Source organism: Streptomyces sp. NPDC002690 (genome assembly GCF_053592415.1).
In genome coordinates this window covers 1-12983 of the sequence record NZ_JBSFVR010000203.1, presented here as the reverse complement: position 1 = coordinate 12983, position 12983 = coordinate 1, and the positions used below count along the sequence as shown (strand labels likewise).

Here is a 12983-nt window from a genome sequence, read left to right as displayed (position 1 = left end):
CTGCTGGACGGCACCTACTGGGACGTCGCCGCCCGGTTGCCGGCGAACGCGCAGATCAGCTCCGACGGCGACGGGCGGCTGCACTTCGCGGCGCTGGAGCCGGAGGCCGAAGGGGCATCGCTGGTGGCGCTGCGGTCGGCGGTGAACGCGATGCTACCCAGGGTGGACCTGCCGGAGGTGCTGCTGGAGGTGTTCTCCTGGACCGGCGCGGACCAGGCGTTTACCTCAGTGACCGGTGGCGAGGCCCGGCTGAGGGACCTGCCGGTGACGATCGCGGCGCTGCTGGTCGCGCACGGCTGCAACGTCGGCTTCACCCCCGTGGTCGGCGGCGCGGACGCCCTGCGATATGGGCGGCTGTCCCACGTCGACCAGACGTACCTACGGATGGAGACCTACCGGCAGGCCAACTCGGCGCTGATCGACGCCCAGGCGTCGATCCCGCTCGCGCAGGTCTGGGGCGGCGGCCTGGTCGCCTCCGTCGACGGCATGCGCTTCGTCGTGCCGGTGCCCTCGGTGTACGCGAGGCCGAACCCGAAGTACTTCGGCGCCTCCACCGGCGGTGGGCGGGCGCCGGGCCGGGGCGACGTGGTTGAACCTGATCAACGACCAGGCCGCAGGGCTCGGTGGGAAGGTCGTGGCCGGCACCCCACGCGACTCCTTGTACGTGCTGGACGTCCTCTACGACCGCGACGGCGGCCGGCGTCCGGAGATGGTCGTCACCGACACCGCCTCGTACTCCGACATCGTGTTCGGCCTGCTCACCCTGGCTGGGTTCGCTTACGCGCCGCAGCTGGCCGACCTACCCGACCAGAAGCTGTGGCGCATCGACCGCACCGGCGACTACGGCGCCTTCAACGACGCCGCCCGGGGCCGGGTCGACCTGGACCGGATCGAGCGGAACTGGGAGGACGTGCTGCGGATCGTCGGCTCGATCCACACCGGGGCGGTGCGGGCCTACGACGTGATCCGGATGCTGTCGCGCGACGGCCGCCCGACCGTGCTCGGCGACGCCATCGCGCACTACGGCCGGATCGCCAAGACCCTGCACATCCTGCGCCTGGCCGACGAACCGTCCTACCGGCGCCAGATCAAGGCCCGGGCCAACCTCCAGGAGGGCCGCCACGCCCTCGCCCGCAAGATCTTCCACGGCCGCGCCGGGCAGCTCTACCAGCACTACCAGGAGGGCATGGAGGACCAGCTCGGTGCGCTCGGCCTGGTCCCCAACGCCCTGGTGCTGTTCAACACCCGCTGGTTGGACGCTGCCCTGGCCCGGCTCCGCACGGAAGGCTTCGACGTGCGCGAGGAGGACGTCGCCCGGCTCTCTCCGTTCGTGCGGCACCACGTCAACATGCTCGGCCGATACTCCTTCCTGCTGCCCGCCATGCCCGGAGGATTGAGGCCCTTGCGTAACCCGGATGCCACGAACGAGATATGACGCCGCGCCCCCAGTGGCGGTTCGATAATCCGTTTGGTAAGCCATCGGCCGGGTGCTATGAACACAGAGTGACTGTGTTTGTGTGCTCGGCCTGCGGGCTTGCCATCACTGGACCGCTGACCGGGCTGCCCGAGGTGCCCGCCCGTCCAGGTGACCAGGGCTACCCCAAAGCCGACGGATCACGTCGTGCCACCGCAACCATGCCGCTCGGCTTCTTCGCTCTGGAACCCGAGCCATGGGGTGCACCGCTTGTGCCTTCCGACGAGTGCCGTGAGGTATTCGCTGGCGGTCCCTGCGTCGGAGACCCGGATGGCGATGGGTTCCTGGTGTCCGCAGGCCCCCGGAACACCGTGGTCCTGCACCCGGACGACGCACCCGGACTTCGGGAAGACACCGACTACCTGAGGCACTGCAGCGGATGCTGTGGTCTCCATGGCGAGGCAGGTATGAACCGCCAGTGCCCCTGTGGCGCGCACGTAGGCACACTCATCAACGACTGCAACACCGCGTATGAGCTGCACCTGGAGCCCAGCCAGGTGCGCTTGATCACGGATTGACCCTTCGGCTCGCAACGTCGGTGAAAGCTGCTCACATGTTCGGGAGTCGGGTGCGCATCGCAGATCACGCCAGGTGGGACCGGGGCTTCCCGGTGAAGTACCTCCTGGTCCAGGAAGACGAAGACGGCGTGGAACAGCTCTGGGGGAGGTGCGCGGGCATCGAAGGGCTGTTCGTCGCCCCAGTCCCGCCGCCACGGGAGATCCTCACCCTCCGCGGATGCAGCCCCGACGGCCTCCTCAGCGAGGTCCTGGCCGAGCCCGACGCCTCGTTGCGGGGCCTGGGCGACGTGTGCGTCGAGGTCTGGAACGACGAGCAGCCCGTGCAGTGGTGGACTCTCGTCGATGCGGTCATGGTGGCCCATCAGCCCCACCCCGGTGACCCGGCGCGGTACGACATCGTGCTCGGCGCCGGCGTCAGGAACGAGGAGAGCTTCTTCGAACTGCCCGCGACACCACGCTTCGAGCTATTCGCGGGAACGACGGTCGCTGCTGCCACTGCAGGCCGGTGCTCCGCCGTGGACGGCCTGTTCAAGCCGCGAGCGGACCCGGCCCCCGTCCCGATGGACCTGATCGGCTGCGAGGCCATGGAGCCACTGCTCGTAGGGACTCAGCGACCACGCCGGTGGACACAGGGCTGGGCCGATCTCCTAGTGCTGGATCGCCATGGCGCCGTGATGGCCTCCCGCACCGTGGGCCTGGCCATCACCGAAGCGCGCCCGTCTGTGCTCGGCGATGGGCTGGAAGACATCACCCTCACCGATGGCGGCACCGACCGACCAGCGCCGGCGGCTCGCCCGATCTGGGCGGAGTGGTATCAGGGACCGCCGACAGCACCCAATATGTGGGCGCAGTACGACTCGCAGGGCAGGGCCGCTTGGCTCGACCTCACCACCCGTGCCTGGCGGGTGCCAGCGTCCCGACCGGACCGCTCCGGTGGCGAGTACCACCTCGACGGCCGCTTCGTCACGGACGTCCCCGGGCTGCACTGCGCGATCGCCGAGGCATTGCTCGGACCTGGCCGCTACTTCGGCCGGGAGTGGAACGCCTTCAAGGACTGCCTGTGCGGTGGATTCGGAGTGGCCCCGCCCTTCACCTTGACCTGGCATGACTCCGAAGTCGCACGCCGCGCACTGGCGGACGTTGTGGAGGATCCGGAGGGTCAGCTGTCCTACTTCGAGGAGATCGTGCAACTCCTCGAACGGCGCGGCGTCACGGTCGTACTCCGGTAGCCCGCAGGCACCCGAGCGACTCCGACTCGGCGACGGGGCTGAGTAAGATTCAGCGCCTGCTGTTGCCGGGCGCGAGCAGGCTGGTGACCTCGGCGATCGCCTCCGGGGACGGCTTGAAGTAGCGGCGGACGTTCTCCGTCTTCTTGTGCCGCGACTTCGCCATCAGCATCAGCAGGCTCGCCCCGGCCTCACCAAGGTGGGTCAGGCCGGAATGGCGGTACTCGTGCAGGTCCCAGCCAGTGCCCAGCCCACGGAGGGCGGTGTGCTCGTCCAGCAGCGCGCGGGCCTGCCCGTAGGAGAGGCGGGCGAGCCCGGTGTCCGGGCAGACATCGCGCGGGCTGACCACCTTGCCGGGCCCGGGACGGCGGTGGGTGATGAATACCGGCCCACGGGTGCGGCCCTTGAGCAACCGGGGCAGCAACCGGGCGGTACCAGCGTCCCAATACACCGTCTCCAGCACGTAGTCCTCGCGGGCGCCGCCGCGGCGGCGGACCTTCGGCTGGGCACCCTTCGCCTTCACCGGGCAGCGGCGGCCGGCCAAGTCAAGGTCCTCGATGCTGACGTCCAGGATCTCCTCAGAGCGGGCGCACGTTTCGTAGAGCATCCGCCACAGCGTCTTTTCCCGCAGGTGGACGTCCCGGTGGGCGATCAGCCGGTCGATCGCCAACTTCGAGCGCACCGGAGTGTCCGAGTCCGGCGGCGGCAGCCGTTTCACCCAGGCCGACACCGCTGGCCCGTCGTACCCGCGCTCCGCGCACCACCCGGTCCAGGACAGCACCGCGCCGCGGCGGGCGTTCCAGGTATTCACCGCCGAGCTACCCCACAACAGCTCCAGCGCCTCGCCGATCTCGTCGTCCTCCACCGAGGCGAACGGTCGGCCCTCCCCCAGGCGCTCGGCGATCTTCCCCGACGGCGATGCCGTAGTTCCGGACGGTGTTCGGGTTGCCGAGCGAGTCGAGGAACAGGTCGGCCGCCGTCCGAACAGTCACCGCTTTCCCGGTCGGCAAGTGGACGATGGTCGGCACCGCTTCTCCCTTGCCGCAGATAACAGGGTCACTTCACGCAGCGTACGGAAGCTGTCTCCGCCGGTCGCGCTCCGTGATACCGCAGGTAATAGGGCGTTATCTGCGGAACGACTTCACCATCGCCCCGACACTGACGGCCCGTTGACCGCCCACCAGCGGCGATCCGGGCTTAGCGCACGATCCGGCACGGATGTTCCTCAACCCCCGATCCTGCACCACCTCGGAACAAGGGCTGTCCCGTAACTCTGGCGGGTGCGCGACGCCGGCTACGGCACTTTGCCGCGTTGTCGGAGCGTCCGCACACATCCAGTATGCGGACGTTCCTCCGCCTTGCGATGGACCGCATTCGGCGCCGCGCACTGATCCACCACGAATCGCGGGACGGTCCTTCGTGATCGACTCCGTGCGCTGCGGGGTGGAGGTCGGACAGGCGCTCGGCGTTCACGCACTGGTAGCGGCCCGGCCGTGGCACGTCGAAGTCGCTCGGTCCGTCGGCTGTTCCCCGCGTCATCACTGTTGACGGCGCGCACGTCGGGGTGCCCATCGGCACGGGCACCCCGGTCGGCGGACGGCCCCGGTCCCCGGGGGTGTGGTCACGCGTTCGCCACGATGGCGCCCAAGATCATGCCTCCCACCAGGCCGATCGCACTGACCACGATGGCTATGGTGGCGAACCGCTCGTGGCGGACGGTCTTGGCGATGATCGCCAGGACCACCGCGATCACACCGAAGACGATCGGGATAAAGAGGAGCGCGATCACTCCCAGCACCATCGCGATGATGCTGAGCACATTTCCTGCCCCGCCGCGCCGCGGCGTTCCCGGGTAGTGCTGCCCGGCCGGCTGGTTGTCGTACTCCGTGGTCATCTGCTCGCTCCTTGGGACGATCACCGTGGGCGCCGGTCCGGGGGCGGACCGGCCTGCACACCCGGGTTCCCGCAAGTCCCTTTTCTACGCCAGGACTTGGGCAACAACGGCGGACGAAGGAGCGGAGTGACAGCTTCCGGTACGCGGGACGGTCGTCTCGCCATGTGGAGCGGGGGTTTGACATTAGAGGGACTTATGGTCAATAAAGGGGATGCTTTGGCCATGAATTCACGTCCTGTAGTGCGGGGCGCGGAGGGCTGCCCCGCCTAGACGAATGAGTACTGCCGTGTCCGACTCCACCCCCGCCCGCGCCACCGTCGACCCGGCACGGGAGTGGGACGCCTGGCGCGCCGAGCGTCACCGCGCGCTCACCTCGCCGATGGGCAACCTCGCCCTGGTCGAGACCCGCTGGGCGCCCACCGGGGAGACTCCGGACGCGGAGGCCGCACGCGCGGACGCGCCGGACACCGTGACCGTCACCGAGGTCCAGCGCACCGACCTGGTCAGCGGCGAGCCCGAGCGGGGCCTGCGGTTCTGGGACGCCGACGCGCCCGCCATCCGCGCCTTCGACCGGGTCGACACCTTCGCGTACGACCCCGCCCTGGTGCTGGAGGCCACGTACACGCCCGTCCCCGGCGCCCGGCGCGTCGCCTTCGAGCACATCCGGGACAACGGTGGCAGCCGCGACCTGGTCGTCCCGGGCGACATCGCGCTCACCTTCGACGGCCGCGACTACACCCTGAGCGCCTTCGACGACGACGGCACCCTGCTACTCGTCTTCGGCGACCCGACCAACGGCGACTCCACCTACGGCGCCGGCCGCTTCCTCTTCGTGCGGCGTACCGAGGACGAGGACCGGGTCGTCCTCGACTTCAACCAGGCCTTCGTGCCGCCCTGCGGGTTCTCCGATCAGTACAACTGTCCGATGCCGCCGCGGCAGAACCGCTTCCACCTGCCCATCGAGGCCGGCGAGAAGCTCCCGGTCTTCCGCGACGGCTTCGACGCGCAGCACTGATCTCCGGTACCGACCGACCCGCAGCTTCACGCACCGAAAGAGCCCTCACCCCATGAGCACCAAGAAGAACCTCGTGTTCTCCACCGCGACCGTCGCCGCACTCGCCGTGGCCCTGACCGCCTGCGGCGGCAACGGCGGCACCAGCGCCTCCGGCGGCGGCACCTGGAACAAGGACGCGATCGTCAACATCGGCTCCCTCTATGAGCCGCAGAACCTCGACAACACCGCCGGCGGCGGCCAGGGCGTCACCGAGGTGCTCAACGGCAACGTCTACGAGGGCCTGTTCCGGCTCACCGACGACGGCAAGGTCGACAAGCTCCTCGCCGAGGACTACCAGACCAGCGCCGACGGCCTGACCTACACCTTCACCCTGCGCGACGGCGTGAAGTTCCACAGCGGCAAGGCCCTCACCAGCGAGGACGTCAAGTACAGCCTGGAGAAGGTGCTCGCGAAGGACTCCCAGTCCGCCCGCAAGAGCAACCTGGAAGTCGTCAAGGACATCGCCACCCCCGACGCGCGGACCGTGAAGATCACGCTGTCCCAGAAGTCGGTCTCCTTCGTCTACAACCTCTCCTACGTCTGGATCATCAACTCCCAGGCGAAGAACCTGAAGACGACCGAGGACGGCACCGGGCCGTACACCCTGAACAAGTGGACCCGCGGCTCCGCGCTCAGCCTGAACCGCTTCGCCGGCTACTGGGGCACCGCCGCCGCCAACAAGCAGGTCGTCTTCCACTACTACAAGGACGCCACCGCGCTGAACAACGCGCTGCTGACCAACGCCGTCGACGTGGTCACCAGCGAGCAGTCGCCCGACGCCCTGGAGCAGTTCAAGAGCAACGGCTCGTACAAGGTCAACGACGGCGACTCCACCACCAAGCTGCTGCTGGCGTTCAACGACAAGGCCAAGCCCTTCACCGACGTCAAGGTGCGCCAGGCCGTCTCCGCCGCCATCGACGACAAGAAGCTCCTGGAGTCCGTCTGGGGCGGCTACGGCAAGCAGATCGGCTCGATGGTCCCGCCCACCGACCCCTGGTACGAGGACCTCACCTCCGTCAACGCCTACGACGTGACGAAGGCCAAGAAGCTGCTCGCCGAGGCCGGTTACGCCAAGGGCTTCAGCTTCACCCTCGACACCCCCAACTACGACCCGCACCCGACCGCCGCGACCTTCATCAAGTCCCAGCTCGCCAAGGTCGGCATCACCGTCAAGATCAACACGATCACCCCCGACGAGTGGTACACCAAGGTCTACAAGAACCACGACTTCTCGGCCACGCTCCAGGAGCACGTCAACGACCGCGACCTGGTCTGGTACGGCAACCCCGACTTCTACTGGGGCTACGACAACCCGCAGGTCACCCAGTGGGTCAAGGAGGCCGAGGAGGCCCCCGACGCGGCTGCCCAGACCGAACTGCTGAAGAAGGTCAACCAGCAGACCGCGAAGGACGCCGCCAGCGACTGGCTCTACCTCTACCCGCAGATCGTCGTCGCGAGCACCAAGCTCTCCGGCTACCCGGTCAACGGCCTGAACACCCAGTTCTTCGCCTACGACATCAAGAAGACGGGCTGATGGCGCGCTACCTCCTGCGCCGGTTCGCCTTCCTCCTGGTGTCGCTGGCCCTGGCGAGCGTGGTGCTCTTCGCACTGCTGCGCCTGCTCCCCGGCGATCCGGCCAACGCACTCACGTCGGTCGGCGCCAGCCCCGAGCAGATCGCCGCGGCCCGCCACTCCATCGGTTCCGACCGGCCGCTGCCCGAACAGTTCACCCACTGGATCGGACAGCTGGCGAGCGGGGACCTCGGTACCTCGTTCGTCAGCTCGCTCCCGGTGGGCCCCGAGGTCAGCGCCCGGCTCGACGTCACCGTCCCGCTCACGCTGGCCGCGTTCGTCCTCGCCGTCCTCGTCGCCGTACCGGCCGGGTTCGTGGCCGCGTACAAGCGGCGCACCTGGTACGGCGCGCTGCTCAGCGGCGTGTCCCAACTGGGCATCGCGGTACCCGTGTTCTGGCTCGGCATGATCCTCATCGCGGTCTTCGCGCTGAACGCGGGCTGGCTGCCGTCCGGCGGCTTCCCGCCGGACGGCTGGGCCGACCCCGCCGAGGCCGTACGCGCCCTGGTGCTGCCGGTCGTGACCATCGCCCTGGTGATGAGCGCGTCGCTGATCCGCTACGTACGTTCCGCCACCCTGGACGTCCTCGGCAGCGACCACCTGCGTACGGCACGCGCCCTCGGCTCGTCCTTCGGGCGGGCCATGTGGCGGCACGGTCTGCGCAACGCCGCCGTCCCGGTGATCTCCATCCTCGGCATCGAGCTCGCCTCCACCTTGCTCGGAGCGGTCGTCGTGGAGTCGGTGTACGCGCTGCCGGGCCTCGGCTCGATGCTCGCCAACGGCATCTCCCAGCACGACTACCCGGTCATCCAGGGCGTGCTGTTCGTCTCCACCCTCGCGGTGCTCCTGATCGGCTTCGTCGCCGACCTGGTCCAGCGGATCATCGACCCGCGACTGCGCGGCCGGCTCTCCGGAGGTACCCGATGACCGGGACCGACCTGATCACCCCGGCGGCCACTCCGGCGGCCACCCCGGCCAAGTGGCGCTCCCGCCGCTCCGCCAACCTCGTCGTCGGCTGCGTACTCGCCGGGCTGATCGCGCTGCTGGCCGTGGTGTCGGTCTTCTGGCTGCCCTTCGACGCGGAGGACACCTCAGGGGGACGGCTCGACGGACCCGGCGGCAGCCACCTGCTCGGCACCGACAAGCTCGGACGCGACCTCTTCACCCAGGTGCTGACCGGCTCCCGCATCGCCGTCGAGGCGGGCCTCGGCTCGGTGTTCATCGCCGCGCTGATCGGGGTCACCCTGGGTGTGCTCGCCGCGTTCGCGCAGGGCTGGCTCGACGACACGTTCTCCGCGCTCCTGGACATCCTCATCGCCTTCCCGACGCTGCTCCTGGCGATGCTCATCGTCGCCGCGCGCTCGGCGACCCTCGGCTCGGCGGTCCTCGCGATCGGCCTGGCGCAGAGCGCGGTCGTGGCGCGACTGGTACGCATCCTCGTCAAGCGCGTCCTGGCCCGGGACTACATCACCGCGGCCCGTACCTCCGGCACCACCTGGCCGCGCACCGTCCTCTCCCACGTGCTGCCCAACATCTGGCCGACGCTGGTGGTCAACCTCGCCCTGCAGTTCGGTCTCGCGGTGCTCGCCGAAGCCGGGCTGTCCTACCTGGGCCTCGGTGCGCCGCCGCCCAACGCCTCATGGGGCCGCATGCTCCAGGAGGCCCAGGCCACCTTCACCACGGCACCCGTCGGCGCGCTCGCGCCCGGCATCCTCCTCGTCCTCCTCGTCATCGGTGTGAACCTCATCGCCGACGGCCTGCGGGACACCCTCGACCCGGCCACCCGGCGGAGGCGCGCGTGACTCTCCTCGACGTGACGGGCCTGACCGTCCGGACCGACGACGGCCGGACCCTGGTCGACGACCTGTCCTTCACGGTGGACGGCGGCGAACGGCTCGGCCTCATCGGCGAGTCCGGCTCCGGCAAGTCCCTGACCACCCTCGCGGTGCTCGGACTGCTTCCCGAGGGCATGACCGCCTCCGGCAGCGTCGAACTCGCCGGGACGCAGACGGCAGGCGCGCCGGAGAAGCTCCTCACCTCCGTCCGCGGACGGGACGCGGCCATCGTCTTCCAGGAGCCGCTGACCGCACTCGACCCGCTGATGCGACTGGGCCGCCAGATCGCCGAACCGCTCGCCCGGCGCACCGGCCTGAAGGGCAAGCCCCTGCGCGCCGCCGTGATCGAGGCGCTGGAGCAGGTCCGGCTCCCCGAACCCGAACGGATCTCGCGCGCCTTCGCGCACGAGATCTCCGGCGGTCAGCGCCAGCGCGTCGCGCTGGCCATGGCGCTCGCCTGCGAACCGAAGCTGCTCATCGCCGACGAACCCACCACCGCCCTGGACGTCTCCGTCCAGGCGGAGATGCTGGAACTGATCGACGGCCTGGTACGCGAGAAGGAGATGGCCGTGCTGTTCGTCAGCCACGACCTCGCCGTCGTCGCCAAGGTCACCGACCGGGTCCTCGTCATGAAGGACGGCCGGGCCGTCGAGCAGGGCTCCGTCCACGACGTGGTGCACGCACCGCGCGAGGAGTACACCCGCACCCTCGTCGCCAGCGCCCGGAAACTGGAATCCGCCCTGGACCTGAGGAGCGAGCGATGACGCCCGTACTGGAGCTCAAGGACGCCGCCGTACGCTACCGGGGCTCCACCGCCGACGTGGTGCGGGACGTTTCCCTCGCCGTCGACGCGGGCGAGAGCCTCGCGCTGGTCGGCGAGTCCGGCGCGGGCAAGACGACCCTGCTCCGCCTGCTGCTCGGTCTCGCCCGGCCCACGGCCGGTACCGTCCGCTTCGACGGGGCCGATCTGAACACCCGGGACCGCACACAGATGCGCCGCTTCCGGCGCAGCGTGAGTTGCGTCTTCCAGGATCCCTACTCCTCGCTCGACCCCAGCCGCCAGGTCGGCGCGATCGTCGCGGAGCCCCTGCGCTCCCTCGGCATCGACAGCCGCACGACCGCCGCTCCCAAGGTCGCCGCCGCACTGGAACGGGTCGGCCTCCAGGCCGATGCCGTCGACCGTTACCCGCACGAGTTCTCCGGCGGACAGCGCCAGCGCATCGCCATCGCCCGCGCCACCGTCTGCGACCCGCGCGTCCTGCTCGCCGACGAACCGGTCAGCGCGCTGGACGTCACCACCCGGGTCAAGGTCGTCGACCTGCTGGCCGAACTCAAGGAGGAGCGGGGCCTCACGCTCGTCATGGTCTCCCACGACCTCTCGGTGGTGGCCACCCTCTGCGAGCGCACCGCGGTGCTGGAGCGCGGCGAGATCGTCGAGCAGGGCGCCACCTCCCAGGTGCTCGGAGCACCGGCGCACCCCTACACCCGCCGCCTCATCGACAGCGTGCCGCGCCTGCCCGTCCGGTCCTGAACAGCGGCGGCCGTGGAGACCGGGCCGCCCCGGCCGAGGCGGACGTGACCGTGTGCGGCCGGTGACGGCCGGGGCCGCCATCACACGTTCGCCACCGCCCCTGGGAACATCCGCCACGCCCCCCTGAAAGAGCTGGTACCGGCTGCACGGTCCTGCCCGCCCGCGGCGCGGGCCGGCCCGGCTCCCGGGGGCCTTGCAGGCCGGCGCGTGCGCGCCGGCCTGGTGGCCCACCGGGACCGACCCCTCAGTCCGATCCCGGACCGGTCCCCAGCACGTCGCGGAGCTGGCCGCGCGCGGTGACCCCGAGCTTGGGGAAGATCTTGTGCAGATGGAATCCGATGGTCCGCGGCGACAGGTAGAGCCGGGCACCGATGTCCCGGTTGGTGAGGCCCTCCGCCGCCAGTTGCGCGATCTGGAGTTCCTGGGGTGTCAGGCCGGCCGCGGCGTCGGGACCGGTCACGGCCGTCACGGTCACGCCCGCCGCACGGAGTTCGGCGGAGGCACGCTCGATCCACGGCCGGGCGTCGAGTCGTTCGAAGAACTCCAGCGCGGTGCCGAGCAGCGGACGCGCCTCGGCGCTCCGCCGGTGGCGCCGCAGCCACTCGCCGAAGTCCAGGTGGACCAGCGCGTGTTCGAAGGGCCACCGGGCGCCGGCCGGGTCGAGCGCCGCACGGAAGTGCGCCTCGGCCCCGTCGGATTCGCTGAGCAGCGCCCGGGCACGGTGCAGAATCGCGTCCAGCCGGACGGAGCGTGACCCGATCAGAGTCCCCTCGGCGGCCCCGAGCACGGTGCGGGCGTCGTCCGTCTGCCCGGCACGGACGGCCGCGGCGGCGAGATCGGCGACGCAGTACAGGGACGCGTGGTAGTGCACGGGCTGCGGATGGAAGTCCCGGGTGAAGGTACGCCGGAACTGCTCGTAGGCCGTCTGGTGGTCGCCCTCCGCGAGGGCCGCCATGGCGAGTGCCCGCCGGTGGCTCACGTACAGGCCCGGCAACTTGCGCAGGCCGACGGTGCGTACGGCCTGCTCGGCCCGGGTGCGTGCACCGGCGTGGTCCCCGCGCGCGGCGCGCAGCGTGGCCTGGAGGAGCGGCGAACCCACCGCCATGTAGTCCGCGCCCGCCTCCGTCGCCATCCAGAACGCCTCCTCGGCGCTGGACTGGGCCGCACTCCAGGCGCCGCTCTCGAACAGGGAGTTGGCGAGCGAGAACGCGACGGTCGCGTTGGCACCCGCCGTCGCGGCCCGGCGCAGATGATCCATGGCCCGCCCGAGGAGGCGTACCGCCTGATCCGTCTCGTCCAGCGCCCAGGCCGCGCCACCGAGCACGATGGTGTCGTTCAGCCCGTCCTCCGGCAGCGCCTCCAGTGCGTCGCGGAAGAGCTCCATGGCCCGGTCGCGGGCGGTGAAGGGAGCGCACGACGCCAGTACCCAGATGCGGTCGGTCTTGTGCGGTTCCCCCCTGACGAGACCGGTGATCCGCAGGAGCTCGGTCCGGTGGAAGGGGTTGCCGGACCGGTACGCCGGCGTCGCGGCCGTCCCCGCCGCGTCCAGGGCGAGCACGGGGGACTCGACGGCCATCGATTCGGCCACCGGCAACAGGTACCCGATGGAGTCGTCGTACCGGAGCGTCACGGCCAGCGACCAGCCCGCGAGGATCGACGCCTCGGCGAGGAGCTGCTCGTCGTCCGTCAGCGCGGTCACCCGGGAGGCGATCTCGTTCACCCACTGCGGGTGTCCTCCGTGCACCGCCGACATGGCCGCGGCGAGCAGACGGCGGGCGCGCTGCTCCCGGTCCGGGGTCAGCTCCGCGGCGCGCTCCAGCGCTGGCACCGGCGCCTGGACCGTCGCCCAACGCGAGTTCTACCGGCAGCTCGGCATGGT

At 70.2% G+C, this 12983-nt stretch carries 9 protein-coding genes and 2 pseudogenes; 8 read left to right on the top strand and 3 right to left on the bottom strand.

Going from position 1 to position 12983, the window contains the following annotated elements; genetic code table 11:
• Both ACWD3D_RS23290 and ACWD3D_RS23285 read left to right on the top strand, forming a co-directional pair.
• A pseudogene (locus ACWD3D_RS23290) lies at window positions 1-1435 on the top strand (transposase); the annotation flags it as partial.
• A gap of 607 nt (window positions 1436-2042) precedes the next feature.
• On the top strand, window positions 2043-3221 hold the full coding sequence (locus ACWD3D_RS23285; RefSeq protein ID WP_451462751.1) for a barstar family protein: 1179 nt from the start codon (window positions 2043-2045) through the stop codon (window positions 3219-3221).
• 49 nt (window positions 3222-3270) lie between these two features.
• Here ACWD3D_RS23285 and ACWD3D_RS23280 read toward each other — a convergent pair.
• Window positions 3271-4246: pseudogene (locus ACWD3D_RS23280) on the bottom strand (tyrosine-type recombinase/integrase).
• Between the two features lie 593 nt (window positions 4247-4839).
• On the bottom strand, window positions 4840-5112 hold the full coding sequence (locus tag ACWD3D_RS23275) for a hypothetical protein (protein WP_451462750.1): 273 nt from the start codon (window positions 5110-5112) through the stop codon (window positions 4840-4842).
• Between the two features lie 274 nt (window positions 5113-5386).
• Here ACWD3D_RS23275 and ACWD3D_RS23270 point away from each other — a divergent pair, with 274 nt between their 5' ends.
• The 6 genes from ACWD3D_RS23270 to ACWD3D_RS23245 are packed head-to-tail and all read left to right on the top strand — an operon-like array spanning window position 5387 to window position 11104.
• A complete protein-coding gene (locus tag ACWD3D_RS23270; protein ID WP_451462749.1) occupies window positions 5387-6127 on the top strand; it encodes a DUF1684 domain-containing protein in 741 nt (246 codons plus the stop codon).
• A gap of 52 nt (window positions 6128-6179) precedes the next feature.
• Window positions 6180-7700 (top strand): ABC transporter substrate-binding protein, encoded by a 1521-nt coding sequence (locus tag ACWD3D_RS23265; protein ID WP_451462748.1) that lies wholly within the window; start codon window positions 6180-6182, stop codon window positions 7698-7700.
• Window positions 7700-8665 carry an ABC transporter permease gene (locus ACWD3D_RS23260; RefSeq protein WP_451462747.1) on the top strand — a complete coding sequence of 322 codons (966 nt, stop codon included), beginning with the start codon at window positions 7700-7702 and terminating at the stop codon, window positions 8663-8665. The genes ACWD3D_RS23265 and ACWD3D_RS23260 overlap by 1 nt, the downstream gene beginning before the upstream one ends.
• Window positions 8662-9540, top strand: coding sequence for an ABC transporter permease (locus tag ACWD3D_RS23255; protein ID WP_451462746.1), 879 nt, complete (start codon window positions 8662-8664; stop codon window positions 9538-9540). Before ACWD3D_RS23260 ends, ACWD3D_RS23255 begins: the two co-directional genes overlap by 4 nt.
• Window positions 9537-10337 carry an ATP-binding cassette domain-containing protein gene (locus ACWD3D_RS23250; RefSeq protein ID WP_451462745.1) on the top strand — a complete coding sequence of 267 codons (801 nt, stop codon included), beginning with the start codon at window positions 9537-9539 and terminating at the stop codon, window positions 10335-10337. The genes ACWD3D_RS23255 and ACWD3D_RS23250 overlap by 4 nt, the downstream gene beginning before the upstream one ends.
• Window positions 10334-11104, top strand: a complete 771-nt coding sequence (locus ACWD3D_RS23245) for an ABC transporter ATP-binding protein (protein ID WP_451462744.1) — start codon at window positions 10334-10336, stop codon at window positions 11102-11104. The genes ACWD3D_RS23250 and ACWD3D_RS23245 overlap by 4 nt, the downstream gene beginning before the upstream one ends.
• A 244-nt stretch (window positions 11105-11348) precedes the next feature.
• Here the strand turns inward: ACWD3D_RS23245 and ACWD3D_RS23240 are convergent, their stop codons facing one another.
• Window positions 11349-12932, bottom strand: coding sequence for a LuxR C-terminal-related transcriptional regulator (locus ACWD3D_RS23240; RefSeq protein ID WP_451462743.1), 1584 nt, complete (start codon window positions 12930-12932; stop codon window positions 11349-11351).
• Window positions 12933-12983 lie beyond the last annotated feature (51 nt).